Raw genomic sequence first — 26,090 nt, 5'->3', positions numbered from 1 at the left:
CGGACACCGAAGGGCCCATACGGGGGCACTCTTTACATCGCGGTGACACCTGTCACCCGCGAGAGCAACGACCCGTCAGATAGTCGCCGCACACGCCTTCCCCCTGCACGGACGCCCCGTTACCTTCGGCCAAACAATCGCTTGGTTGGTTGAACGACGAGTGGCCATGAGCGACCGCTACCGAATGGAAGGCGGCCCCACATGCACATCGCCCGCACGCGCACAGCAGTCGGCGTCGCGATCTCCGCGATCGCCCTGGGCACCCTGCCCGCCTGGACGGCTCACGCCGAGCCCACGGCCCCCGGGCGCGACACCGCCCGGCACGCCCCGCACCACCCCCGCCCCGCATCCGACGGCGTACGCCAGATCCCGCTCCAAGGAGCCGTCAACGCAAGAGACTTGGGCGGCTACCGGACCTACGACGGGGACCGGGTGCGCTATGGCCGGGTCTTCCGTGCCGACGCCCTGGCCAAGCTGACCGACGCCGACGTCGGCACCCTCGCCAAGCTCGGCCTGAAGAAGGTCGTCGACTTCCGGGTGCCGGCCGAGGTCAAATACGACGGCGCCGACCGGCTGCCCGCCGGGCTCAGCGCGACCTCCCGTGCGGTGAACGACAACGGTCTCTTCACCATGCTGATGACCGTGATCGGCTCCAAGGACCCCGTCAAACAGGAGGAGATGCTCGGCAACGGCAAGGCGGACGCCTTCATGCGCGACGTCTACCGCACCTTCGTCACCGACGGCACCAACCGCGCGCAGTTCGCGGCGACACTGCGCGACATCGCGCGGGGCGGCGACGCGGCGCCGCTGCTCTACCACTGCACGTCGGGCAAGGACCGTACCGGCTGGACGAGTTATCTGCTCCTTCGCGCCATCGGCGTCCCCGAGCGCACCGCCGTGGGCGACTATCTGGCGTCCAACACCTATCGGGCCGCGTACGACGCGAAGGTGCGCGAGAGCCTCAAGCAGAGCGGGATGATGCAGAATCCCGATCTGCTGATCCCGCTCCAGGAGGTCCGCACCGGATATCTGGAGGCCTCGCTCGACGAGGTGAAGAAGCAGTACGGGAGCCTCGACGGCTATCTGCGCAAGGGACTTGGGCTCGACGCGCGGACGATACTCGCGCTGCGGGAGCGGATGGTCGACTAGGCGCTCCGGGCGCGCGCGGAGCAGGGGTCAGGCGGTCACGATCCCCTGCGTCCGCGCCGCCGCGAGCCACGCCGGGAACTCCCCCACCAGCTGGTCGTAGAGGCGGTCGTCCGGGACGGCGCGGGGATCGTGGCCCGCGTGGAAGAAGCCCGCGTTGTCGACGGTGCGCTTGGCGGGGACGGCGAGTTCGTCGAGCTTGCGGAGGTAGTCGAACTGCTTGCTCTTCGCGTCACCGAAGCCGATGAACTGCCAGAACAGCGGCAGCTTCGACGCCTTGCACAGGTACCGCTCGGCGGCGAGCTTGTTGATGGGGCCGCCGTCGGTCTGGAAGACGACCAGGGCGGGCGCCGTGGAGCCGCTGTCCACGTAGTGGTCGATCACGGCGTCCATCGCCAGGTGGTAGCTGGTCTTGCCCATGTGACCGAGCCCGGCGACGATCTCTTCGACCCGGCCGTGGTGGCGTTCGAGGGCGATCTCCGTGACGGCGTCGACGTCCGTGGAGAAGAAGACCGTGGGCACGACGCCGTCGTCGTCGAGGTGCGCGGACAGGCCGAGGACGCGGTCGGCGAGTGCCTGGACGGTGCCGTCCTTGTAGTACGGCTTCATGGAGCCGGAGTAGTCGATGACGAGGTAGACGGCCGCACGCTCGCCCTCAAGTCCGTGCTTGTGGAGGCTGATTCCGGCGCTCTTGTAGAGGCTGACCAGGGCGGGTGCCGCCTCTTCCACCTTGCGCAGACTGATCGCAGGTCCCATGTGCCGCTCCGCTCACCCGTCCGTCGGCCCCCAGGAGTGGGCAGGCCCGTTCTGGGGGCCGAGGGTACGGGAGTGCGGCGGCGGGGGTCCGGTCAGCCCGCGGTGCCCGCGATGTCGTTGACCGCCGCCCAGCTGAACGTCATGGCCGGGCCGATCGTCGCGCCCGGTCCGGGATACGTCTCGCCCATGACGGCGGCCGAGCAGTTGCCCGATGCGTACAGGCCCGCGATGGGGGTGCCGTCCTTGTCGGCGGCGTACATGGCGTCCACGAACGAGTGCGACCTGGCGGACGTCCTGGACTCCGCTGGTGTACTTCCGGCGCGCCTACGGACGCGTACCGTTCTCCAGCTCCTCGATGTCCGCGAGCATGCCGTCGACGAGGTCGCGCTCGGAGCGGTAGTAACGCTCGGCCCACTTGAGGGTGAGCGTGGGATACGCCCACGCCGCTTCGGTCCGCGCACCCTCGATGTCCACCTCGGCGCGCTGCCGCATCGTCTCGGCGAACTCCCGGTGCCGGGCGAGGACTTCGCGCATCTGCTCCGGCTCGAGGAGATGCCCGAGCCAGATCCGCAGCATCGGCCCGTGCTTGAGCACGGGTGGATCGACGGGAGCCTCGCGTGCCCACCTGCGTACGGCGTCCATCCCCTCGCCGGTGATCCGGTAGACCCGCTTGTCGCGGCTCCCGGTCTCCTGCGCGATCATGCGCGACGTCGCGAACCCGGCCTTCTCAAGACGCTTCAGCTCGCTGTAGATCTGGCTGAAGGACGGACTCCAGTAGAAGAAGCGCAGCGACCAGTCCGACCACTTCTTGAGGTCGTAGCCGGACAACTCCTCGCCGAAGGAGAGCAGTCCGAGCACCGCCCAGCTGGTCGCGGGCAGCGCGGGCAACTCCGCCCCGCCGTCCGGCGTGCCCTCTTTCGCCTTGCTCTTCTCCTCCGCCACGCCCGCAGTCTACGGATCCTCTTCCCGAGCCCATGTATGCCTGCTGGAAGTATTTCTATTAGAAATAGCTGAAGTGACCGACCACGGAGGAGACCCATGAAGTTCTCCATGATCTTCGAGGCCCAGCTGGCCGACCCGACCCCCGAGCGCGAGCGTCAGGTGCTGCGCGACTGCGTCGAACAGGCCGTCTACGCCGAGGAGATGGGCTTCGACCGCGTCTGGGCGGTCGAGCATCACTCCCTCACCCAGTACGTGCACATGAGCGCCTCCGAGATCTTTCTGACCTGGGTGGCGAGGTCAACAACCACCTCTCCGCGCTCTGCCCGACGATCGTCCTGGACGACCCCGACCTGGCCCTGCGCCTGGGCACCCGCGGCCGGCGCTTCTTCGCGGAGTCGATCGCGCACTGGTACGGCAACGGCCCCGCCCCGACCTCGTACGCCGAGACCGAGGAGGCGGCTGACCACGTGGCGGCCCTTGCCAAGGACCGCGAAGAGCTGGTCGCCAAGCTGCACGAGGCGAACATCCCGGCCCGTCCCGCAGGAGGCGTGACGTGATCCCGATGGACGGCAAGACGGTACTGATCACCGGCGCGGGACGCGGCCAGGGCGCCGCGGAGGCCCGGCTCTTCGCCGAGGCCGGGGCGCGGGTCGTGGTCACGGACGTACGCGAGGAGGAGGGCAGGGAGGTCGCCAAGTCCCTTGGGGAACAAGGTCTTTTCGTACGTCATGACGTCACCGACGCGGAGAGCTGGGCGGCGGCCGTGGCGTGCTCCCTCGACGCGTTCGGCCGGCTTGACGCCCTGGTCAACAACGCCGCGCTGTGGCGCACGGCGTCCGTGGAGAACGAGACGTACGACAACTTCGAGACGCTGATCCGGGTCAATCTGCTCGGCCCCTTCCTGGGTATCCAGGCGGTGCTGCCCGCGCTGAAGGAGGCGGGCGGCGGCTCGATCGTGAACGTCTCATCGACGGCGGGCCTTGTCGGGATACCGGGGCACGCCGCGTACGGGTCGACGAAGTTCGGGCTGCGGGGTCTGACCCGGTCCTCCGCGCTCGACCTGGCGAAGTACCGGGTCCGGGTCAACTCCGTGCACCCCGGGGCGATCGACACCCCGATGATCTCTTCCGTCTCCGGTGCAGGAAAGGACTGGTCGCATCTGCCGCTGGGGCGGATGGGGCGGCCGCAGGAGGTCGGGGAGCTGGTGCTCTTTCTCGCATCGGACGCGTCGTCGTACGTCACCGGGGCGGAGTTCACCGTGGACGGGGGGTCGACGGCGGGATGAGTTCAGCTGCGCTTCCGCCGGACGGCCCGGCGGCACCGGGGGCACCGGACCCGCTGACCCCGATCGCCCGCGGGCTCTGCGACGCGATGTCGTCCGGGTTCCCCGAACCGGCCGACGGACCGCTGGACGCGGCTGCCCTGCGGGCGGCCGCACGGGCGGGGCTCGGCCTGCGGCCCGTGCCGCCGGTCCGCTCGGTGACAGAGCGGGCCACTCCCGTTTCTGTGCGGATCTACGACGACGGGGATGGGGACGGCGGCCGGGACCGGCCACTCATCGTCTTCTTCCACGGCGGCGGCTGGGTGCTCTGCAATCTGGACCCCATGACGGGCTGTGCCGTCAACTCGCCGTCAGGACCGGGGCGGTGGTGGTCTCCGCCGACTACCGGCGGGCGCCCGAGCACCGCTTCCCGGCCGCCGCCGACGACGCGTACGCGGTACTGGGGTGGGCCGCCGTCCACACCGGTGAGCTGGGCTGCGATCCGGCGCGGATCGTCGTCGCCGGGGATTCCAGCGGGGGCAACCTGGCGGCGTCCTGCGCGCTGCGGGCCCGCGACGGGGCGGGGCCCGCCGTCGCCGCGCAGATTCTCCTCCACCCCGTCCTCGACCATCGCTTCGAGAGCGATTCGGTGTCCGCGTCCGCGTACGCGGCGGGCTTCTTCCACACCACCGCGCACATGCGGTGGCACTGGGAGCAGTACGTCGGACCGGGCGGCGACCGGGTAGCGGCCTCGCCCGGTCTGGCGACCGATCTCGCCGGGCTGCCCCCTGCGCTCTTCGTCCTCGCGGACTGCGATCCGCTGCGGGACGAGGGGATCGCGTACGCGCGGCGCCTCGCGGGCGGCGGGCGTCCGCGCCGAAGTCCGGCTGTATCCGGGGGTGTTCCACGGGTTTCTCGGTGCGGTGGGTGCGCAGCTCTTTCAGCCCGTCGAGGGGGTCCCCCCTGCTCTTTAAGAGCTTGGGGGAGTTTGAGGACGAACTCGGCGGAGCCGGTGATCTACGGCCACCTCGCGGCCGGCGCAGCCGGAAAGTTTCGGGAAGGGGCGGGGTTGGGGAAAGAACCGCCCGAGCCCCCCCCGTCAGCCGCCCTGCTCCTGAAACGCCGGCAGCTCAAAGATTCGTGTCTTGGCCTCGTCGTCCATCAACTCGACCAGAGGCATGACCAGTTCCCACAGATCCTGCTTGTCGACCTCCAGGGCAAGCGCGTCCAGGTCGGTCGCGGGCAACGCCCCGGCGGCGTCCGCGACCAGCTTCCGGGACTCGTCCGGCAGCAGACCGACCAGCGGCAGGAATTCCGCCCACAGACCGGTGGCCACCACCGCCCGGACGACGTCGGCAAGGACCCCCGCATCCCGCAGCGACGGCAGCACCGCGACCGCCCGCCGCTCCTCCTCCCCCAGCAGCGCCACCAGCGGAAGGAGTGACTCCCACAGGTCCTGCTCGGCCACCGTCGCGACCAGGGAGTCGAGCTCCGGCTGCGGCCGCCCCGCGGCGAGCGAGGCGATACGGCCCCGCTGCTCCCCCGTCACCATCCCGGCCACGGCAAGCGCCTCCGGCCACAGCCCCTCCCCCGACGCCGAGGCGATGACCGACGCGAGCCGTTCCGCGCCCATCAGCTCGATGATCCCGCCGAGCCGCTCCGGCACATCGATCAGGAAGCCCGTCCGCAGCACCGCCGCGTCGTCCACCTGCGGCAGAATCCGCCGCAGCGCGGAGTCCCGCAGATGGCCGACGAACCGCCCCATCGTCAGGTGGTCGCCCCGCTCGGCGAGCGCCACCGCGATCCGCACCACCAGGCCCTCGTCGAGCCGGTCGACGATGCCCTTGATCCTGCGCGGGTCGAGATGCCCGCACGACTCCGCGGTGAACGCCACCGGCAGCTTCTCGATGATGTCGGCGGCCCGCGTCGGTTCCAGCCGCCCGGCGACCCCGGCGGCGAGCCGCGGGCCCAGCGCCTTCTGCGAGATCGCGGCCGCGACCCCGGCCGGCACCAGCTTCGTCGCGGACGCGATCCGGTCCAGCATGTCGGGCGTACGGTCGAAGAGCGCCGCGAGGCACTGCTCGCGGAAGCGGCGTACGTCCTCGACGGGCAGCGTCCGCAGGAAGGCGAGCCCGTCCGGCTCCGCATCCAGCAGACGCGCGATCTTCAGGGTCTCCGCCCTGCTCCGCAGCTTGTCCATGGCCTGCTCCCCTCCTGTCGGAACTATCGGAACAGAATCCGGCGTACGGGACCCCGCGCCAGCGCCGGCACCAGTTTCAGCGCCTCCTCGGCGGCCTCGTTCAGGCCGGCCGCCCGGCTCTCCCGTTCCCGCTTCAGCGCGTCGGCCAGCAGAGCGAGCTGCTCGGGCGCCAACTGCCCGAAGGATTCCGGTGGTTCGTCCCGCAGCTCCTTGCCCAGCTGCTCCAGCGCTTCGGCGCTCATCAGGCCTCCCAGGACCGGGTACGGCTCCTGAGACTGATGCGCCATTGACTATTAGTCAATAGACCGGGATCCGGAAGACGCGCTACCGCGAAAGCGCACGTAATCTTGGCCGAATGAAACGTGCTGGTCTCCTCCTTCTCGCCGTCGCCCCGGTCGCCACGGTCGCCGTCTACTTCCTGGGCGGCGACTCGGACAGCGCCGATGCCGGAGCCGGCGGAAAGGCGCCCGGCACCCAGCAGCCGTACGACGAGGACAAGACCGCGGCCGAGCGCAAGGCCGACGCCAAGCTGATCGCGAGCCTGCCGCCCGGCCTGGCCGCGCCCGCCAAGAAGGAGCTGGCGCAGCAGCTCGTGGCGAGCGCGGAGAACTCGACGCTGAACTGGCGCGGCCAGTACGGCTACGTCGAGGACATAGGCGACGGGAACGGCTACACCGCCGGGATCATCGGCTTCTGCACCGGTACGCACGACCTGCTCACGCTCGTCGAGCGGTACACGAAGGACCACCCGGACAACGGCCTGGCCCGCTATCTGCCCGCTCTGCGCAAGGTCGACGGCAGCGACTCGCACGAGGGTCTGGACCCCGGCTTCGCCAAGGCCTGGAAGGCGGAGGCCGCCGAGCCCGCGTTCCGCAAGGCCCAGGACAGGACGCGCGACCGCGTCTACTTCGACCCCGCGGTGCGCCTGGCCAAGCTCGACGGGCTCGGCACGCTTGGCCAGTTCATCTACTACGACGCGATGGTGCTGCACGGCCCCGGCACCGGCCCCCGCGGCTTCTACGGCCTGCGCGAGGCGGCGCTGAAGGAGGCGAACACGCCGGCCCAGGGCGGCAAGGAGAAGGCGTACCTGGACATCTTCCTCGACATCCGCACCAAGGCGATGAAGGAGAAGAAGGCCCACCGCGACACGACCCGCGTCGAGACGGCCCAGCGGCAGTTCCTCTACGACGGGAACCTGAGCCTGAAGACTCCGCTGGAGTGGAAGGTGTACGGGGAGACGTTCAAGGTCCCGTAACCCTGAACGCCGCCCCCCACCGGACTCAGCCCTTGACGGCTCCCGCCGCGAGGCCCGACCCCAGCTTCCGGTGCACGATCACGAAGAAGATCATCACCGGCAGCGTGACCAGCGTGGAGCTGGCCATGACGGGACCCCAGGCCGTGGAGTTCTCACCGAAGAACTGGTAGATCCCCACGGCGGCGGTGTACTTGTCGCTGCCCTTCATGAAGGTGTACGCGAAGACGAACTCGTTCCACGCCGTGATGAAGGCGAAGATCGAGGTGGCGACAAGACCCGGCGCGACCAGCGGAAGCAGCACGGACCGGAACATCCGCCACCAGGACGCCCCGTCGATGTACGCCGCCTCCTCGACCTCCTTCGGCACGGTCTGGACGAACCCGCGCAGGGTCCAGATCGCGAAGGGCAGCGAGAGCGCGACGTACACGATGGTCAGACCGAGCAGCGAGTTGAGCATCTCGTAATCCCGCATCTGGATGAAGAGCGGGATCACGAGCGCCTCGAGCGGCACCATCTGCACGATCAACACCATGATCAGTACGGAGGTGCGGAAGCGGAACTTGAAGCGGGCCACGGCGATGGCGGCGAACAGCGAGAGCACTCCGGCCGCCAGGATCGTGCCGAACCCGACGATCGCCGAGTTCAGCAGATACGTACCGAAGTTGCCCTTCTCGAACACGAAGGTGAAGTGCTCGAAGCTGAGGCCGCTCGGCAGGACGTCCGAGCCGCGGGTGATCGCCTTCGGGTCGAGTGACGTGGAGACCATCCAGTACACGGGGAAGAGCGTGAAGCCGAGGAGCGCGGCGACCGCGACCGGAAGCCCGATGCGCCCCGCGAGAGTGGTGCGACGGGCGCTCACAGATCCTCATCCCCCTGCCGGAACAACGTACGGATATAGACGATCGTGATGACGAGGAGCAGAAGCGTCAGCAACACGGCCGCTGCCGCGCCCGTCCCGTAGTCGTTCTTGGCGAAGGCCTCGATGTACGAGAAGACGCCCAGGTTGTAGACCTCCTCGTTGGAGCCGTCGCCGCCCGGCATCAGATAGATCTGGGTGAAGACCTTGAAGTCCCAGATGGTGGAGAGGATGGTCACCACCAGGAAGACCGGCTTGATCGTCGGCACGGTGATCTTCCAGAACCGCTGCCAGGCGTTGGCGCCGTCCAACTCCCCCGCTTCGTAGAGCTCCTTGGGGATCGTCATCAGTCCGGCGAGGACGGTGATGGCGACGAACGGGAAGCCGTGGTGGACGACGTTGAGGGTCGCGATGGCGTAGAACGGGCCGCGCTCGGTGAACCAGTTGGTGGTCTCGGGATCGATGAGCCCCATCGATCCTGCGATCTGGCTGACCATGCCGTCCTGCGGCTGGAACAGCCAGATCCAGACGTACGTCCCCGTGACGGCGGGCATGGCCCAGGCGGCGAGGATCGCGATGGAGCAGATCAGCCGCCACACCGGACCCAGGCGGTTGAGCAGCAGTGCGACGAGGGTGCCGATGGCGACGGTGAGGCCGACGCAGGCGATCGCGAAGAACGCCGTGTTGGGCAGGACCGTCTGCCACAGGAGTTCACTGCCGAGCAGGTCGGAGTAGTGCTCGAAGCCGACGTACGTGCCCACTCCGCCGCCGAACTTGACGGCGTAGTCCTGCAGCGAGAGCTTGCCGACCTGGATCAGCGGCCAGAGCAGCAGACCGGCGAGGACGAGAAGGGACGGCGCCAGGAGCAGCCACGGCCGGGTGAGGCCGACCAGCTTCTTCTTCCGGAGGGCCGCTTCGTGTTCGGGACGGGGGGCGGGGCGACGGGCCTTGGTGCTGCCTTCCTTCGGCCCGTCGCCGACGAACGTGTCTTTCACGGTGCCGACTCGCCCTCGCCTACTTGTCCTTGGCGAAGATCGCGTCCATGTCCTTGGCCGCCTTGTCCGCCGCTTCCTGGACGGAGGACTTGCCGGTGAGGATGGACTGCACCATGCCGGGGATGACCTTCGAGGCCTGGATCTCGCCGTACGCCTTGGTCTTGGGGACGGTCGCGCCGGCCTCCAGCATCTGCTTGGCGAACGGCTCGACGAGCGGGTCCTTCTTCGCCTCGATCTTCTCCAGCTCGGAGTTCTGGCCCGGGAAGTAGTTGGTCTCCGCGGCCCACTTGGCGGCGAACTCACCCGTGGTCAGCATCTTCACGAACTCCCAGGCGAGGTCCTTCTTGTCCGTGTTGAACGTGGACAGGTAGGAGCCGCCGAGGAAGGACTTGCTCATGCCGCCGGTCTGGCCGGGGATCGGCACGGCGGCGAGCTTGCCCTTGAGGTCCGGGTTCGCGTCGACGATCGCCTTGGGGGTCCAGTTGCCGCCGACGGCCATGGAGATCTGCCCCTTGTTCCAGGCGTCGCCGACCTCCTTCTCCGTCCAGGTGTTGACCTTGGCGGGAGAGACCTTGTCCTTGGTGGCGAGCCCGGTATAGAACTCGATCCCCTTCACGGCCTCCGGCGAGTTGATCCCGGACTTCCACTTGCCGCCCGACTCGGTGGCGAGTTCACCGCCGGCGCCCCAGATGAACGGAGCGGCGAACATCTCGGCGCCACCCGCGACCGGGAAGGGAATCATCCCCGGCTCCTTCTCCTTCAGCGTCTTGGCGGCCGCCTGAAGGTCCTTCCAGGTGGTCGGGGCCTTCAGCTTGTGCTTCTCGAAGATGTCCTTGCGGTAGACGATGGAGCGCACACCGGCGTACCAGGGCATGCCGTACTGCTTGCCGTCGAGCGTGCCGGCGTCCTTGAGCCCTTCGACGAGGTCGTCGTTGAGCCCGGACTCCTTCACGTCATCGGTCACGTCGACGAGCGCGCCGGTCTCGGCGAACTGCGGCACCCAGGTCGTACCGACCTCGGCGACATCCGGGACCTGGTCCTCGCCACCTTCGATCGCGGTGGTGAACTTCTTCTGCGCGGTGGCCCACTGCTGGTACTCGACGTGGATCTTGGCGCCGGTCTTCTTCTGGAAGGCCTTCTCGGCCTCCTCGAAGAAGGGCCTGGCGTCGGGGTTGGTCCCCTCCATGATCCATACGGTGAGGGTCTTGCCCTTGCCGTCGGTCGCCTTGTCGCCGCTGTCGCTCCCGTCATCGCCGCCGCATGCCGTCGCGGTCAGTCCGAGCGTCATGGCGATACCTGCCGCGATGACCCGTCGCTTCATGCCGGCCCCCTCATGGGTTCGTGCTTGGTCCTGCGCCGATCCGTTTGTGGGAGCGATTGTGGCCGCAGGCTCGCGACGCGGTCTAGACCCATTCGGCTAGCGGGGCCGAAACGTGATTTGCGTTGCAGGCAATGCGCGTTGCACATGTTGAAACGCCACGACGCCCGCCCAAGTCCGGTCGGGGACAAGGCGGGCGTCGCTCAGTTCCGTACGCCGTTGTACGGGACGTATGAGGGGTCGTACGAACAAGCCGTACGGGTCAGACCGTCAGCGAACGGTCCGTCGGGCGGATCGGGGCCGGCAGGTCGCTCGCCCCGGTGAGGAAGCGGTCCACGCCACGAGCCGCCGAACGGCCCTCGGCGATCGCCCAGACGATGAGCGACTGGCCGCGGCCGGCGTCACCGGCGACGAAGACACCCGGCACGTTCGTCTGGAATTCGGCGTCGCGGGCGACGTTGCCCCGCTCGTCGAGGTCCAGGGCGAACTGGTCCACCAGGCCGTTCTCGCGGTCCGTGCCCGTGAAGCCCATGGCAAGGGTGACCAGCTGGGCCGGGATCTTGCGCTCCGTACCCGGCTTCTGCGTCAGCTTGCCGTCGATGAACTCCACCTCGATGAGGTGCAGGAACTGGACGTTGCCGTCCTCGTCGCCCTCGAAGTGCGTGGTCGAGACGGAGTAGACCCGCTCGCCGCCCTCCTCGTGCGCCGAGGTGACCTTGTAGAGCATGGGGAACGTCGGCCACGGCATGCTCGCCGGACGGTCCTCGCCCGGACGGGGCATGATCTCCAGCTGCGTGACCGAAGCCGCGCCCTGGCGGTGGGCCGTACCCACGCAGTCCGCACCGGTGTCGCCGCCGCCGATGACGACGACGTGCTTGCCCTCGGCGGAGACCGGCGTGGTGACGTAGTCGCCCTCCTGGACCTTGTTGGCCAGGGGCAGGTACTCCATCGCCTGGTAGACGCCCTTGAGCTCACGCCCGGGGACGGGCAGGTCGCGGGCGGTCGTGGCACCCGCGGCGATGACCACGGCGTCGTACCGCTTGCGCAGCTTCGCCGCGTCGAGGTCGCGGCCGATCTCCACGCCCGTACGGAACTTGGTGCCCTCGGCCCGCATCTGCTCGATGCGGCGGTTGATGTGCCGCTTCTCCATCTTGAACTCGGGGATGCCGTACCGGAGCAGTCCGCCGATGCGGTCGGCGCGCTCGTAGACGGCGACCGTGTGGCCGGCCCGGGTCAGCTGCTGCGCGGCCGCGAGACCGGCGGGGCCCGACCCGATGACCGCGACGGTCTTCCCGCTCAGCCGCTCCGGCGCCTGCGGGACGACATCGCCCGTGTCCCACGCCTTGTCGATGATCGAGACTTCGACGTTCTTGATGGTGACGGCGGGCTGGTTGATGCCGAGGACACACGCCGACTCACACGGGGCCGGGCACAGACGGCCCGTGAACTCCGGGAAGTTGTTCGTGGCGTGCAGCCGCTCCTGCGCGGCCTGCCAGTCCTCGCGGTACGCGTAGTCGTTCCACTCCGGGATCAGGTTCCCCAGCGGACAGCCGTTGTGGCAGAACGGGATGCCGCAGTCCATGCAGCGCGACGCCTGCTTGGAGATGATCGGGAGGAGGGAGCCCGGAACGTAGACCTCGTTCCAGTCCTGGACGCGCTCGCCGACCGGGCGGGTCTGCGCGACCTCGCGGCCATGGTTCAGAAAGCCCTTGGGATCAGCCATTGGTCGCCGCCTCCATCATCTTCTCGGTGATCTCGGTCTCGGAGAGACCGGCTCGCTCGGCGGCGTCCTTGGCGGCGAGCACTGCCTTGTACGTGCTGGGGATGATCTTGCTGAAGCGCTCCACCGAAACGGACCACTCGGCGAGGAGCTTCTCGGCGACCGTCGATCCGGTCTCCTCCGCGTGGCGGCGCACGACGTCGTGCAGCCACTGCTTGTCGGAGTCGTCCAGGGCCTCTACGGCGCCCACGTTGCCGGAGTTGACGTTGTCCCGGTCGAGGTCGATGACGTACGCGACGCCACCCGACATGCCGGCCGCGAAGTTGCGGCCCGTCTCGCCGAGGACCACCGCGTGGCCACCGGTCATGTACTCGCAGCCGTGGTCGCCCACGCCCTCGGACACGACCGTCGCACCGGAGTTGCGGACGCAGAAGCGCTCGCCGGTGCGGCCGCGGAGGAACAGCTCGCCGCCCGTCGCGCCGTACGCGATGGTGTTGCCGGCGATCGTCGAGTACTCGGCGAGGTGGTCGGCGCCGCGGTCCGGGCGGACCACGATGCGGCCGCCGGACAGGCCCTTGCCGACGTAGTCGTTGGCGTCGCCCTCCAGGCGCAGGGTCACACCGCGCGGCACGAACGCGCCGAACGACTGGCCCGCCGAGCCGGTGAAGGTGATGTCGATGGTGTCGTCGGGCAGGCCCGCGCCACCGAACTTCTTCGTCACCTCGTGGCCGAGCATGGTGCCGACCGTGCGGTTGATGTTGCGGATCGCGACCTGAGCGCGGACCGGCTGTGCGTCCGTCGCGCTCGATGCGGAAAGGGCGTCGGCGGCGAGCTTGATGAGCTCGTTGTCGAGTGCCTTCTCCAGGGCGTGGTCCTGGGCCGTGATCTGGTGGCGGACCGCGCCGTCGGGCAGCGCGGGCACGTGGAAGAGCGGCTCCAGGTCGAGGCCCTGCGCCTTCCAGTGGTTCACGGCGCGCTCGGTGTCGAGGAGTTCGGCGTGGCCGACGGCCTCCTCGATGGTGCGGAAGCCGAGCTCGGCGAGGATCTCGCGGACCTCTTCGGCGATGAACTCGAAGAAGTTGACGATGTACTCGGCCTTGCCGGAGAACCGCTCGCGCAGCGCCGGGTTCTGCGTGGCGATGCCGACCGGGCAGGTGTCCAGGTGGCAGACGCGCATCATGACGCAGCCGGAGACGACGAGCGGCGCGGTCGCGAAACCGAACTCCTCGGCGCCGAGCAGCGCGGCGATGACGACGTCACGGCCGGTCTTCAGCTGGCCGTCGGTCTGTACGACGATGCGGTCGCGCAGGCCGTTGAGCAGCAGGGTCTGCTGGGTCTCGGCGAGGCCGAGCTCCCAGGGGCCGCCCGCGTGCTTCAAAGAAGTCAGCGGCGAAGCGCCCGTGCCACCGTCGTGGCCGGAGATCAGGACGACGTCCGCGTGGGCCTTGGACACACCCGCGGCGACCGTGCCGACGCCGACCTCGGAGACCAGCTTCACGTGAATCCGCGCCTGCGGGTTCGCGTTCTTCAGGTCGTGGATCAGCTGGGCCAGGTCCTCGATGGAGTAGATGTCGTGGTGCGGCGGCGGCGAGATCAGGCCCACGCCGGGCGTCGAGTGACGCGTCTTGGCGACCCACGGGTAGACCTTGTGGCCGGGCAGCTGGCCGCCCTCGCCGGGCTTGGCGCCCTGGGCCATCTTGATCTGGATGTCGTCGGCGTTGACCAGGTACTCGGAGGTCACACCGAAGCGGCCGGAGGCGACCTGCTTGATCGAGGAGCGCCGCGCGGGGTCGTACAGACGGTCCGGGTCCTCGCCGCCCTCACCGGTGTTGGACTTGCCGCCCAGCTGGTTCATGGCGATGGCGAGGGTCTCGTGCGCCTCGCGGGAGATCGAGCCGTACGACATGGCGCCGGTCGAGAACCGCTTGACGATCTCGGAGGCCGACTCGACCTCGTCGATGGAGATCGAGGGGCGGTCCGACTTCAGGTTGAACAGGCCGCGCAGCGTCATCAGGCGCTCGGACTGCTCGTTCACGCGGTCCGTGTACTTCTTGAAGATGTCGTAGCGGCGGTTGCGCGTGGAGTGCTGCAGGCGGAAGACCGTCTCCGGGTCGAAGAGGTGCGGCTCGCCCTCGCGGCGCCACTGGTACTCGCCGCCTATGTCGAGCGCGCGGTGCGCCGAGGGGACGCCGGACGCCGGGTACGCCTTGGCGTGCCGGGCGGCGACCTCCTTGGCGACGACGTCGAGACCGGCGCCGCCGATCTTCGTCGTCGTACCGCTGAAGTACCGCTCCACGAAGGCCGCTTCGAGACCGACGGCCTCGAAGACCTGGGCGCCGCGGTAGGAGGCGACAGTGGAGATGCCCATCTTGGACATGACCTTCAGGACGCCCTTGCCGAGCGCGTAGATCAGGTTGCGGATGGCCTGCTCGGCCCCACCATTTTCGTCGGCATGCAGGAACGTACCCGCGCGGACGAGGTCCTCGACGGACTCCATCGCCAGGTACGGGTTGACCGCCGCGGCGCCGTAGCCGATGAGGAGGGCCACGTGGTGGACCTCGCGCACATCGCCCGCCTCGACGAGCAGGCCCACCTGGGTGCGCTGCTTCGTACGGATGAGGTGGTGGTGGACGGCCGCGGTGAGCAGCAGCGAGGGGATCGGCGCGTGCTCGGCGTCGGAGTGCCGGTCGGAGAGCACGATCAGGCGGGCGCCGGCCTCGATGGCGGCGTCGGCCTCGGAGCAGATCTCGTCGATGCGGGCGGCGAGCGCGTCGCCGCCACCGCCGACGCGGTAGAGGCCGGAGAGCGTCGCGGCCTTCATGCCGGGCATGTCGCCGTCGGCGTTGATGTGGATGAGCTTGGCCAGCTCGTCGTTGTCGATCACCGGGAAGGGCAGCGTGACGCTGCGGCAGGTCGCGGCGGTCGGCTCCAGGATGTTGCCCTGCGGGCCGAGCGAGGAGTGCAGCGAGGTGACGAGCTCTTCACGGATGGCGTCAAGCGGCGGGTTCGTGACCTGCGCGAACAGCTGCGTGAAGTAGTCGAAGATCAGCCGCGGGCGCTCGGAGAGCGCCGCGATCGGGGTGTCCGTGCCCATGGAGCCGAGCGGCTCGCCGCCGGTCTTGGCCATCGGCGCGAGGATGATGCGCAGCTCTTCCTCGGTGTAGCCGAAGGTCTGCTGGCGGCGCGTGACGGAGGCGTGCGTGTGCACGATGTGCTCGCGCTCGGGCAGGTCGGAGAGCTCGATCTCGCCGGCTTCCAGCCACTCCTGGTACGGGGCCTCTGCGGCGAGGGCGGCCTTGATCTCGTCGTCCTCGACGATGCGGTGCTCGGCCGTGTCGACGAGGAACATCTTGCCGGGCTGCAGACGGCCCTTGCGGACGACCTTCGCCGGGTCGATGTCCAGGACGCCGACCTCGGAGCCGAGGACGACGAGACCGTCGTCGGTGACCCAGTAGCGGCCCGGGCGCAGACCGTTGCGGTCGAGCACGGCGCCGACCTGGATGCCGTCGGTGAAGGTGACACAGGCCGGGCCGTCCCAGGGCTCCATCATCGTGGAGTGGTACTGGTAGAAGGCTCGGCGTGCCGGGTCCATCGAGCCGTGGTTCTCCCACGCCTCGGGGATCATCATCAGGACGGAGTGCGGCAGCGAGCGCCCACCGAGGTGGATCAGCTCGAGCACCTCGTCGAAGGACGCGGAGTCGGAGGCGTCCGGCGTACAGATCGGGAAGACGCGATCGAGCTTCTCGGCGCCGAAGAGGTCCGAGGCGAGCTGCGACTCACGGGCCCGCATCCAGTTCCGGTTGCCCTTGACCGTGTTGATCTCGCCGTTGTGCGCGACGAAGCGGTACGGGTGGGCGAGCGGCCAGCTCGGGAACGTGTTCGTCGAGAAGCGGGAGTGGACGAGCGCGACGGCCGAGGCGAAACGGCGGTCGGACAGGTCCGGGAAGAAGGGCTCCAGCTGGCCCGTGGTCAGCATGCCCTTGTAGACGATCGTGCGGGCGGAGAGCGAGGGGAAGTACGTCCCGGCCTCCCGCTCGGCGCGCTTGCGCAGCACGAACGCCTTGCGGTCGAGCTCAAGGCCGGTGCTCTCGCCGTCGGCCACGAAGATCTGCCGGAAGACCGGCATCGTCGAGCGGGCGGTGGCACCGAGCAGTTCGGGGGCGACGGGGACATCGCGCCAGCCGAGGACGGTCAGGCCCTCCTCGGAGGCGATCGTCTCGATCTGTGAGACGGCCTCGTCCGCTTCGGAGACGGGCAGGAAGGCGATACCGACGGCGTACGCACCGGCCTCGGGGAGCGCGAAGTCGGCGGCCTCCCGCAGGAAGGCGTCCGGCACCTGCAGCAGGATGCCCGCGCCGTCACCGGAGTCCGGCTCGGAGCCGGTGGCGCCACGGTGTTCGAGATTGCGCAGTACGGTCAGCGCCTGTTCGACCAGCTCATGGCTGGCTACACCGGTGAGGGTGGCCACGAACCCGACACCACAGGCATCGCGTTCGTTACGGGGGTCGTACATGCCCTGAGGGGCGGGGCGACCGTCCATGGGCGACCAGGCGTGCGTACGCATGGGCTCTCCCGTCGTCGTCGTGGCATATGCAGAGCGAGGGACGACGTTGGCCCAGGCAAAATTTCGTGCAGGTTACATGATGGAACGCTTCTCGAAAAGCGGATAGCTCATTCCACCATGTGGACACCGCTCGGAAAGGTGGGGAGCGGCAGGGAAGGGGCCTATGCGGACAGATCCATGACCGTGGGCCCAGAGCGACACAGGCCTCATTGCCCGCAGCGCTTACGGCTCATGCCCGGTGGTTAAGGAATCGAAACCGCCGAGTAACGGCTACTTATGCAGGACCTCGCATAGGACTGCATCGGCTCATCCTACGGTGGTACCGAAGAAGCTGCCCAGGGCGTACGTCACACCCGCCGCCGCCCCGCCGAGCGCGAGCTGCCGCAGACCGCTGAACCACCAGGACCGCGCGGTCACCTTCGCAACGACGGCACCGCAGGCGAAGAGCCCGACGAGCGCGAGCAGCACGGCAGGCAGGAGCGAGGTCGCGCCGAGCAGATACGGCAGTACGGGGAGCAGGGCGCCGAGCGCGAAGGCGCCGAAGGACGACACCGCGGCGACGGCCGGCGAGGGCAGATCGCCCGGGTCGATGCCGAGCTCCTCGCGGGCGTGGATCTCCAGGGCCTGCTCGGGATCCCTGGACAGCTGCCGGGCGACCTCGCGGGCCAGGCCCGGCTCGACGCCGCGCGACGCGTACAGCTCGGCGAGCTCCTTCTCCTCGTCCGCCGGGTGCTTGCGCAACTCCCTGCGCTCCACATCCAGTTCGGCCTGCACCAGCTCGCGCTGCGAGGCGACGGAGGTGTACTCGCCCGCGGCCATGGAGAAGGCACCCGCGGCGAGCCCCGCGAGGCCGGTGATGACGATCGTCTGCTGTGCGACCGAGCCGCCCGCGACACCGGTCATCAGCGCCAGGTTGGACACCAGGCCGTCCATCGCGCCGAACACGGCCGGGCGCAGCCAGCCACCGTTCACGTCACGGTGGGTGTGGTTGTCGCGGTGCGCCTCGTGCAGCGTCGCTTCGGTCTCGATGATCGCCATGGTGTGGACCCCCTCAATACTTGGACGAGTTCGAAAGTACGCGCGAAAAATGACTCCCGCCAGCAAGGAAGGCCGTACTTACCTGCGAAAACGCGGGTCGGCGGAGGGGGTGGCGACGGCCCCGGAGAGACGAGCGAAGGAGTGATCTGAGCTCTGGGATGCTCGTGTGAGCACCCCATGTGGCAGGGATGAACCAAGCACCGCATCCAGCGGTACTCGCTCCACCTGCGCTACAGGGAGGCTCGGCATGGCATCCATCGCATGCGTTCCCTCGGTCCCGACGCCCGGCGACGCCGGCGACCTCCGTGAACGGGCGCGCGGCGCGCTGCTCGGCCTGGCGGTCGGCGACGCGCTCGGCGCACCCGCGGAGAACATGAAACCGTCCGAGATCCGAGCCCGTTGGGGCCGCATCACCGGTTACGTCGCCGAACAGCCGGCGGGCACGGACGACACCGAGTACGCGATCTTCTCCGGGCTTCTGCTCGCCCGGCACGGCTCGGCGCTGACCGTCGGGCACGTCGAGGCCGCCTGGCACGAGTGGATCGCGGATCTCGACGAGGGGCCTTTTCGGGGGGCCGGGTTCAGCGAGCGGGGCACGCTGGAGAATCTGCGGCGGGGTCTGGCCGCCCCCATCTCCGCCCAGCACCGGCACGCCTGGAGCGACGGCCTGGCGATGCGGGCCGCGCCCTTCGGGGTCTTCGCCGCGGGCCGGCCCGCCGAAGCGGCGCGCCTCGTCGCGATCGACGGCTCGGTCAGCCATGACGGCGAGGGCATCTACGGCGGGCAGGCCGTGGCGGCGGGGGTCGCGGCGGCGATGGGCGGCGCACCGGTGGACTCCGTGGTGGCCGCCGCGCTGTCCGTCATCCCGGAGGACTGCTGGACGTCGCGCTCGCTGCGGCGGGCGGTGGCGGTGGCGCACCGGGGGGAACGGGCGGTGCGCTCCGCGGTGGTGATCGGGGGCTACCCCTGGACCGACCTCGCCCCGGAGGCGGTGGGCCTCGCCTTCGGCGCGTACGCCTCGGCGGCGGGCCGTTTCCGGGGGGCGGTGCTGACCGCGGTGAACATGGGGCGGGACGCGGATACGACTGCCGCGGTGGCCGGCGCGTTGGCCGGCGCGAGCTGCGGTGTTTCGGCGATTCCCCTGCCGTGGGGGGCGGCCATCGCTCCCGCGCGGGGCAGCTGTCTGCCTTCGATGCGGGGGCATCACGTACTGGACGTGGCGGAGCTGCTGGTCCCTGACGGGGAGGCGTGGTGACAACGGAAGAAGCACCGGCCGCCCCCGCTGTGGGCAGGCGTTCCGCACGGCGGAACGGGTGGGCACAGCCTTCGATGCCGGGTGCCGATGAACGGGGCGTCCAGGAAAGTGGGGCAAGTCGCACCGAGGGGCTGCTCCTCGGCCTCGCGGCGGGCGACGCCGCCGGTTGGCCCGCGGCCAAGCACCGCGCCGCCCGCATGCCCGAGTGGACACGAAGACTCACCCGCGAACTCGACACCTTCGCCGAGCAGAACGCAACCACCACCCTCCCCGTCCCCATCGCCCTCAACCAGCCCCCGGAACCCCTCCGCCTCGGCCCCTCCGACGACGCCGAATGGGCCGCCTTCACCGCCGAATCACTGCTCCGCGCAGCGGACGGAACGCTCGACCCCCAACTACCCCTGGACCGCCGGGTCCGCGCGGCCCTGGACCTCGCCTGGTCCGCCCTCGCCAGCGAAATCGCCGCCGCAGCGGCCCGCGCCCCCGAGGTCGAGTCCGCCGTACTCCCCCTCCGCGCCCGCATCTCCGTCCGCGCCGGCCTCGGCAACCTCGCCACAGGCCTGCGCCCACCCGCCACCGGCCACGACAACCCCCACTTCTTCGACGACGCCGCCTGCGTACGCGCCTGCGTCCTCGCCCTGGTCCACCCGGGCGATCCCGAACAGGCCGCCGCCCTCGCCGAGTTCGACGCCCGCTACACCCAGGACGGCGACGGCGTGCACGGCGCCCGCGCCATGGCCGCGGCGATCGCAGCCGCGCTCGGCGGCGCCGACGTCGACGCGTCCGTGGACGCCGCCCTCGCCCTGCTCCCCGAGCACACCGAGATCGGCCGCAACGCCTGGCACGCCGTCAAACTCGCCCGCACCCAGGCAGAGGAGGACGGCGCGTTCGGCATCGTCCCCCTCCTGGAGCACCAGATCGTCGACCACGTCTACAGCTACGGCATCGCCGCCGCCGAAACCGTCCCGGTCGCCCTCGCCCTGACCACCGCCGCCCGCGGCCGGATCCGCGACGCGGTGCCCGCCGCCGCGTGCCTCTCGCGCGTCGCGGACTCCGCACCCGCCCTCGCCGGCGCGCTGACCGGCGCGCTCGGCACGGCGACCGCCATCCCCGAAGCCTGGCGCGACGCCTGCCGCACCCTCTCCGGCTGCGCGCTCCCCCGCCTCGCCGGCACCGACCTGGTGGAACTCGCCGGGCACCTGGCAGCCACGGAACCGACCACCCCAGGAGGACAATCCCGACATGACGCAAGCAATGGAACCACCAGCGGTATCGCTCCCTGAACGCGTCACCGCCTGCCTCGTCGGCGCCGCCGTCGGCGACGCCCTGGGCGGCCCCGTCGAGGGCTACTCCCCCGAGCAGATCCTCGAACGGCACGGCGGCCGCGTACACGGCATCGTCGGCCCCTGGAACGCCGAGCGCTGGCGCACCGCGCGCCCCATCGCGCCGTACCACAAGGGCGACGGACACATCACCGACGACACCTTGATGACCCACGCACTGATCCGCGTGTACGCCGCCGTCCGCGACCACTTGGACGCCTACGCCGTCGCCGACCACCTGGTCCCCGACCTCATGACGAACCCCCGCTGGATCCCGGAACTCGAGGCCGAAGCCCTCCCCCTCCAGCGGATCTTCCTCGCCGAGAAGTGGCTCGTCGCCCGCATCCACTACGGCCACGTCGACCCGCGCGAAGCAGGCACCGGGAACATCGTGAACTGCGGCGCCGCGATGTACATGGCGCCGGTCGGCCTCATCAACGCGGCCAACCCGGCGGGCGCGTACGCCGAGGCGCTCGACGTCGCGGGCGCGCACCAGTCGTCGTACGGACGGGAGGCCGCCGGAGTCTTCGCGGCGGCGGTCGCGGCGGCGTGCGTACCCGGCGCCACGCCCACCTCGGTGATCGACACCGCCCTCTCCCTCGCGAAGGACGGCACCCGGTCCGCGATCGAGGAGGCGGCCGAAGTGGCCTCCCATCACCGGGAGTTCGAGTCGGCGCTGGTCCCCCTCCGCACTGCGGTCACCCCCTTCGACACGGTCGGCCCCGACTACCGCAACCCGTCCCTCGGCGCCCGCCGTCCGTCCCGCCTCCACTCCATCGAGGAACTCCCCATCGCCCTCGCCATGCTCCTGATCGGCGACGGCGACTACCGCCACACCGTCCTCGGCTCGGTCAACTACGGCCGGGACTGCGACTCCATCGCGACGATGAGCGGCGCGATCGCGGGCGCACTGGGCTCCGGCGCGCCGCCCGAGTGGGCCAAGACGGTGGCGGAGGCCAGCCGCCTGGACCTGCAGGCCCCCGCGACCACCCTGACGGAGGTCACCCAGGAGATCTTCACCCGGGACGTACACCGCCGCCGCGCCCACGAGTCGGCGTACACGGCCCTGACGGCAACAACATGATCCGCCTCACCTGGGTCCAGCCGGAGGACCTCATCGCCCACGAACTCCGCCAGTCAGAGGAGGAGGGCCGAGACACCACCACCATCCAGACCCGCTGGTTGGCAGCAGGAGGCACCCTCCCCCCACCCCAAGCCGGCGCGTCCCCAACCCCGGCTTCCCCACACCTACGAGCCCTGGCGGAACACCTGTTGACCGAACTGACCGCCCCGCCTCAGTTGTGGGCAGGCGTTCCGCAGGGCGGAACGGGTGGGCACAACGCCAACCTTCGAGCACCGACAGAACAGGCCCAGGGCGTAACCAGAAACCGCCTACACGCCGCCTGGCTCGGCAGAGCCGCAGGCTGCCTCCTGGGCAAACCAGTGGAGAAACTCCCCCTCGCCGGCATCCGAAGCCTCGCCAAAGCAACAGGCAACTGGCCCCTGAACACCTGGTTCACGGCAGAAGGCGTCCCCCAGGACCTCAAACAGGCCTACCCCTGGAACAAGCGCTCCGCAAAGACCTCCCTCGCCGAAAACATCACCGGCATGCCCGAGGACGACGACCTCAACTACCCCCTCCTCAACCTCCGCCTCCTCCAACGCCACGGCAAAACCTTCACCACCACGGACGTGGCCAGGCTCTGGCTGGACGAACTCCCCGCGGCCCGCACCTTCACCGCCGAACGCATCGCCTACCGCAACCTCCTCAACGGCATCGAACCCCCGCACACCGCCACCCACCACAACCCCTTCCGCGAGTGGATCGGCGCCCTGATCCGCGCCGACGTCCACGGCTGGACCAACCCCGGCGCCCCCGCGAAAGCCGCCGAACAGGCCCACCGCGACGCGGCCCTCACCCACACCGCCAACGGCGTGTACGGCGCGATGTTCGCGGCGGCCACCATCGCCGAGGCGGCGGCAGGCACTGACGACGTCCACCACTGTCTGCGCACCGGCCTCACCGTCGTACCCGAGGACTCCCGTCTCGCCCGAGCCGTCCGCCACGGCATCCAACTGGCCCGGGAACAGCGACACTTCGACCACGTCGTGGACGAGCTCCACGCCACCTACGGCCACTACCACTGGGTCCACGTCGTCCCCAACGCCGCCCTGCTCGCCGCGGCTCTCACCCACGCCGAAGGCGACTTCACCGGCTCCATCACCCGCGCCGTCTCCGGCGGCTGGGACACCGACTCGAACGGCGCCACCGCGGGCTCGATCGCGGGCCTGCTCGCCGGCCACCCGGACGCGCTCCCGGACCGCTGGACGTCCCCGCTCGAGAACCGTCTCGCCACCTCCGTCACCGGCTTCGACGGCATCGGTTTCGACACCCTCGCGGACCTCACCACCGAACTCGCCCACGAGACCAACACGGCCAACACGGCCAACACGACCCACGCGGCCGACCCGACCCACGCGCCCCAGGAGATCCCCCACCCATGACCCACATCGCCGTGCTCGGCAGCACGAACATGGACCTCATCGCGTACGTGGCCAAGGCGCCGCAACGCGGCGAGACCGTCACCGGGCGGGAGTTCCGCACGCTCCCCGGCGGCAAGGGCGCCAACCAGGCCGTCGCCGCGGCCCGCGCCGGCGCCGACAACGTCTCGATGATCGGCGCGGTCGGCGCCGACGCCTTCGGCACCCGGCTCCGCAGCACACTGGAGCACTCCGGCGTCGACACCGACCTGCTGCGCACCGTCGACACCGCGGCCACCGGCACGGCCCACATCGTGGTCGACGACGAGGGCGGCAATGCGATCGTCGTCATCCCCGGCGCCAACGGCACGCTCACCGCGCTCGCCCCCGGTGACGAGGGCCTGATCGCATCGGCCGACACCCTGCTGCTCCAACTGGAGATCCCCGTGGAAGGGGTGCTCGCCGCGGCGCAGGCCGCCCGCAGGCACGGCGTACGCACCATCCTGACCCCCGCACCCGCGCAGGCGCTGCCGCCCGAACTCCTCGCAGCCACCGACCTGTTGGTGCCCAACGAACACGAGGCGGCCACCCTCACCGGCATCACCGACCCGCACGCGGCGGCCAAGGCGCTGCTCGACCAGGTCCCCGAGGTCGTCGTCACCCTGGGCGCGCGCGGCAGCCTGTACGCGGCCCGCGACTCCGAGCCGGTCCTCGTGGAGGCCCCGCACGTCACCGCCGTCGACACGACCGGCGCGGGCGACACCTTCGTCGGCACCCTCGCGGTGGCGCTCGCCGAGGGCAGCTCGGTGCCGGAGGCACTCGCGTGGGCGTCGACGGCGGCGGCGCTCTCCGTCCAGCGGCCCGGGGCCTCGGCGTCCATGCCGTACCGCTCGGAGATCGACAACGAAGCGAACGGCGCAGCGTCATGACAGCACAGGCACCCCTCACGGGTCTGCGCGTACTCGATGTCGCGACCCTCTTCGCAGGACCGCTCGCCGCGACGATGCTCGGCGACTTCGGCGCGGAGGTCGTCAAGGTCGAGCACCCCACGCGCCCCGACCCGTCCCGCGGCCACGGCCCGTCGAAGGACGGCGTCGGCCTGTGGTGGAAGCTGCTCGGCCGCAACAAGCGCACCATGACCCTCGACCTCTCGACGCCCGGCGGCCGCACCACGCTCCTGCGGCTCGCCGCGACCGCCGACGTGATCATCGAGAACTTCCGTCCCGGCACCCTGGAGAAATGGGACCTGGGCTGGGAGGAGCTGAGCGAGACCAATCCCCGCCTGGTCCTGGCCCGCGTCACGGGCTTCGGCCAGTTCGGCCCGTACGCCCGCCGCCCCGGTTTCGGCACGCTCGCCGAGGCGATGAGCGGTTTCGCCGCGATCACCGGCGAACCGGACGGGCCGCCGACCCTTCCGCCCTTCGGCCTCGCCGATTCGATCGCGGGTCTTGCGACGGCGTACGCGGTGATGACGGCGCTCGCGGCACGCGACCGCACGGGCCGTGGCCAGGTGGTGGACATGGCGATCATCGAGCCGATCCTCACGGTCCTCGGCCCGCATCCGCTCTGGTACGACCAGCTGGGCCACGTACAGCCCCGCACCGGCAACCGCTCGACGAACAACGCGCCCCGCAACACCTACCGCACGGCGGACGGGAGTTGGGTCGCCGTCTCCACCTCCGCGCAGTCCATCGCGGAACGCGTGCTGCGGCTTGTGGGCCGCCCCGACCTGATCGCCGAGCCCTGGTTCGCGAGCGGCGCGGACCGGGCCGGCCACGCGGACGTGCTCGACGAGGCGGTCGGCGGCTGGATCGCCCGCCACACCCGCGCGGAGGTGATCGAGGCGTTCGAGAAGGCGGAGGCCGCCGTCGCCCCGATCCAGGACGTACGCGACGTCATGACGGACCCGCAGTACGAGGCCCTGAACACCGTCACCACCGTGCCCGACCCGGAGCTGGGGCCCCTGCGCATGCAGAACGTCCTCTTCCGGCTCTCCGAGACACCGGGCGGCATCGGCTGGGCGGGCCGCCCGCACGGCGCGGACACGGATGCGGTCCTGACCGAACTCGGCCTGTCCGAAGGGGAGATCACCGAGCTGCGCAAGGCGGGCGCCCTGTGAGAGACACCCCGCTGACCTGGCTGTACGCCCCCGGCGACCGTCCGGCCGTGGTGGCGAAGGCGCTGCTCGCGGGCGCCGATGCCGTCATCGTCGACCTGGAGGACGCGGTCGGCCCCGACCGCAAGGAGTACGCGAGATCGGCGACGGCCGACCTTCTCTCCGATCCTCCGCCCGTCCCGGTGCACGTCCGCGTGAACGCCCTGGACGGCCCGCTCGCCGGGGCCGATCTCCGGGCGATCGCGCACCTTCCCGGGGTCTCCGGGCTTCGCCTGCCGAAGGTGACGTGCGCCGCCGACGTCGTCCGCGTCGCCGAGCAGGCGGCCCCCGCGGACGGCGGCGCCCCGGCCCTGCACGCCCTGCTCGAATCGGCCGTCGGTCTTGAGCACGCGTACGCCATCGCCACCGCGCACCCGGCCCTGCACGGCCTGTCCATCGGCGAGGCGGATCTCCGCGCGGATCTGGGAGTACGGGACGACGCGGGCCTCGACTGGGCGCGGGCCCGCGTGGTGGTGGCCGCGCGGGCGGCGGGGCTAGCGCCGCCGGCGCAGTCGGTGTACCCGGACATCCTCGACCTGCCGGGGCTCGCCGCGTCCTGCGCCCACGGCCGCGGGCTCGGCTTCCTGGGCCGCGCGGCGATTCATCCCCGGCAGCTCCCGGTGATCGAGCGGGCCTACCTCCCCACCCCGGAGGAGGTGGACCACGCCGAACAGATCCTCAAGGCGGCGGCAACGGAGTCGGGAGCACTGGCCCTCCCGGACGGCACGTTCGTCGACGCGGCGGTGGTGGAGGGCGCCCGCCGCACCCTCTCCCTCACGCACCGCCAACTCTGACCCCGCAGCACACCCCCACCGAACAAGCTTTC

Annotated in this window: 21 protein-coding genes and 2 pseudogenes; 12 read left to right on the top strand and 11 right to left on the bottom strand. The window is 70.2% G+C overall.

Annotated features, from left to right (window positions below; genetic code table 11):
• Positions 1-201: 201 nt before the first annotated feature.
• Positions 202-1,149, top strand: a complete 948-nt coding sequence (locus OG453_RS14665) for a tyrosine-protein phosphatase (RefSeq protein ID WP_266868091.1) — start codon at positions 202-204, stop codon at positions 1,147-1,149.
• A 27-nt stretch (positions 1,150-1,176) separates the two neighbouring features.
• Here OG453_RS14665 and OG453_RS14660 read toward each other — a convergent pair whose 3' ends face one another.
• From OG453_RS14660 to OG453_RS14650, 3 genes are all read right to left on the bottom strand, one after another.
• Positions 1,177-1,902 carry a VWA domain-containing protein gene (locus OG453_RS14660; protein ID WP_266868090.1) on the bottom strand — a complete coding sequence of 242 codons (726 nt, stop codon included), beginning with the start codon at positions 1,900-1,902 and terminating at the stop codon, positions 1,177-1,179.
• A gap of 92 nt (positions 1,903-1,994) precedes the next feature.
• The gene (locus tag OG453_RS14655) at positions 1,995-2,171 is read right to left on the bottom strand and encodes an FAD-binding protein (RefSeq protein ID WP_266868089.1); all 177 of its coding nucleotides are present in this window, start codon (positions 2,169-2,171) and stop codon (positions 1,995-1,997) included.
• Positions 2,172-2,226: 55 nt separating this feature from the next.
• Positions 2,227-2,790, bottom strand: coding sequence for a helix-turn-helix transcriptional regulator (locus OG453_RS14650; protein ID WP_266869862.1), 564 nt, complete (start codon positions 2,788-2,790; stop codon positions 2,227-2,229).
• Between the two features lie 150 nt (positions 2,791-2,940).
• Between OG453_RS14650 and OG453_RS14645 the strand changes: the two are divergent.
• The 3 genes and pseudogenes from OG453_RS14645 to OG453_RS14635 all read left to right on the top strand — a co-directional run.
• Positions 2,941-3,383: pseudogene (locus OG453_RS14645) on the top strand (LLM class flavin-dependent oxidoreductase); the annotation flags it as partial.
• 23 nt (positions 3,384-3,406) lie between these two features.
• Positions 3,407-4,129, top strand: a complete 723-nt coding sequence (locus OG453_RS14640) for an SDR family NAD(P)-dependent oxidoreductase (RefSeq protein ID WP_266869861.1) — start codon at positions 3,407-3,409, stop codon at positions 4,127-4,129.
• A gap of 361 nt (positions 4,130-4,490) precedes the next feature.
• Positions 4,491-4,919 (top strand): annotated as a pseudogene (locus tag OG453_RS14635) (alpha/beta hydrolase); the annotation flags it as partial.
• A gap of 285 nt (positions 4,920-5,204) precedes the next feature.
• Here the strand turns inward: OG453_RS14635 and OG453_RS14630 are convergent.
• Both OG453_RS14630 and OG453_RS14625 read right to left on the bottom strand, forming a co-directional pair.
• Complete coding sequence (locus OG453_RS14630; RefSeq protein ID WP_266868088.1) at positions 5,205-6,305, bottom strand: hypothetical protein; 1,101 nt, start codon at positions 6,303-6,305, stop codon at positions 5,205-5,207.
• A gap of 23 nt (positions 6,306-6,328) precedes the next feature.
• Positions 6,329-6,547, bottom strand: coding sequence for a hypothetical protein (locus tag OG453_RS14625; RefSeq protein WP_266868087.1), 219 nt, complete (start codon positions 6,545-6,547; stop codon positions 6,329-6,331).
• A gap of 113 nt (positions 6,548-6,660) precedes the next feature.
• Between OG453_RS14625 and OG453_RS14620 the strand changes: the two genes are divergently transcribed.
• Positions 6,661-7,560: a chitosanase gene (locus OG453_RS14620; protein ID WP_266868086.1), complete on the top strand. Its 900-nt coding sequence runs from the start codon at positions 6,661-6,663 to the stop codon at positions 7,558-7,560.
• A 25-nt stretch (positions 7,561-7,585) separates the two neighbouring features.
• Here the strand turns inward: OG453_RS14620 and OG453_RS14615 are convergent, their stop codons facing one another.
• The 6 genes from OG453_RS14615 to OG453_RS14590 form a co-directional block, all read right to left on the bottom strand.
• Positions 7,586-8,419: a carbohydrate ABC transporter permease gene (locus OG453_RS14615; protein ID WP_266868085.1), complete on the bottom strand. Its 834-nt coding sequence runs from the start codon at positions 8,417-8,419 to the stop codon at positions 7,586-7,588.
• Positions 8,416-9,411: a carbohydrate ABC transporter permease gene (locus OG453_RS14610; RefSeq protein WP_266868084.1), complete on the bottom strand. Its 996-nt coding sequence runs from the start codon at positions 9,409-9,411 to the stop codon at positions 8,416-8,418. Before OG453_RS14610 ends, OG453_RS14615 begins: the two co-directional genes overlap by 4 nt.
• Positions 9,412-9,430: 19 nt before the next feature.
• Positions 9,431-10,732, bottom strand: a complete 1,302-nt coding sequence (locus OG453_RS14605; protein WP_266868083.1) for a sugar ABC transporter substrate-binding protein — start codon at positions 10,730-10,732, stop codon at positions 9,431-9,433.
• 259 nt (positions 10,733-10,991) lie between these two features.
• On the bottom strand, positions 10,992-12,452 hold the full coding sequence (locus OG453_RS14600; protein WP_266868082.1) for a glutamate synthase subunit beta: 1,461 nt from the start codon (positions 12,450-12,452) through the stop codon (positions 10,992-10,994).
• Positions 12,445-17,013, bottom strand: coding sequence for a glutamate synthase large subunit (gene gltB, locus OG453_RS14595; RefSeq protein WP_266868081.1), 4,569 nt, complete (start codon positions 17,011-17,013; stop codon positions 12,445-12,447). Before gltB ends, OG453_RS14600 begins: the two co-directional genes overlap by 8 nt.
• 306 nt (positions 17,014-17,319) lie before the next feature.
• On the bottom strand, positions 17,320-18,051 hold the full coding sequence (locus OG453_RS14590) for a VIT1/CCC1 transporter family protein (RefSeq protein WP_266868079.1): 732 nt from the start codon (positions 18,049-18,051) through the stop codon (positions 17,320-17,322).
• A 247-nt stretch (positions 18,052-18,298) separates the two neighbouring features.
• On the opposite strand from OG453_RS14590, the gene OG453_RS14585 reads away from it, so the two are divergent.
• From OG453_RS14585 to OG453_RS14555, 7 genes are all read left to right on the top strand, one after another.
• Positions 18,299-19,306, top strand: a complete 1,008-nt coding sequence (locus OG453_RS14585) for an ADP-ribosylglycohydrolase family protein (RefSeq protein WP_266868077.1) — start codon at positions 18,299-18,301, stop codon at positions 19,304-19,306.
• A 74-nt stretch (positions 19,307-19,380) separates the two neighbouring features.
• Positions 19,381-20,589 (top strand): ADP-ribosylglycohydrolase family protein, encoded by a 1,209-nt coding sequence (locus tag OG453_RS14580; RefSeq protein ID WP_266869860.1) that lies wholly within the window; start codon positions 19,381-19,383, stop codon positions 20,587-20,589.
• Positions 20,549-21,712 carry an ADP-ribosylglycohydrolase family protein gene (locus OG453_RS14575; RefSeq protein ID WP_266868075.1) on the top strand — a complete coding sequence of 388 codons (1,164 nt, stop codon included), beginning with the start codon at positions 20,549-20,551 and terminating at the stop codon, positions 21,710-21,712. Before OG453_RS14580 ends, OG453_RS14575 begins: the two co-directional genes overlap by 41 nt.
• Positions 21,709-23,133 (top strand): ADP-ribosylglycohydrolase family protein, encoded by a 1,425-nt coding sequence (locus OG453_RS14570; protein ID WP_266868073.1) that lies wholly within the window; start codon positions 21,709-21,711, stop codon positions 23,131-23,133. Before OG453_RS14575 ends, OG453_RS14570 begins: the two co-directional genes overlap by 4 nt.
• Positions 23,130-24,038 (top strand): ribokinase, encoded by a 909-nt coding sequence (gene rbsK / locus OG453_RS14565; protein WP_266868071.1) that lies wholly within the window; start codon positions 23,130-23,132, stop codon positions 24,036-24,038. Before OG453_RS14570 ends, rbsK begins: the two co-directional genes overlap by 4 nt.
• Positions 24,035-25,228 carry a CaiB/BaiF CoA-transferase family protein gene (locus OG453_RS14560; RefSeq protein WP_266868069.1) on the top strand — a complete coding sequence of 398 codons (1,194 nt, stop codon included), beginning with the start codon at positions 24,035-24,037 and terminating at the stop codon, positions 25,226-25,228. The genes rbsK and OG453_RS14560 overlap by 4 nt, the downstream gene beginning before the upstream one ends.
• On the top strand, positions 25,225-26,058 hold the full coding sequence (locus OG453_RS14555) for a CoA ester lyase (RefSeq protein WP_266868067.1): 834 nt from the start codon (positions 25,225-25,227) through the stop codon (positions 26,056-26,058). Before OG453_RS14560 ends, OG453_RS14555 begins: the two co-directional genes overlap by 4 nt.
• The last annotated feature ends 32 nt before the right edge of the window (positions 26,059-26,090 follow it).

Source organism: Streptomyces sp. NBC_01381, from assembly GCF_026340305.1.
In the GTDB taxonomy this organism is placed as follows: Bacteria; Actinomycetota; Actinomycetes; order Streptomycetales; family Streptomycetaceae; genus Streptomyces.
The sequence above is the reverse complement of the archived record's forward strand: the minus strand, read 5'-3'. Positions and strand labels throughout refer to the sequence as shown.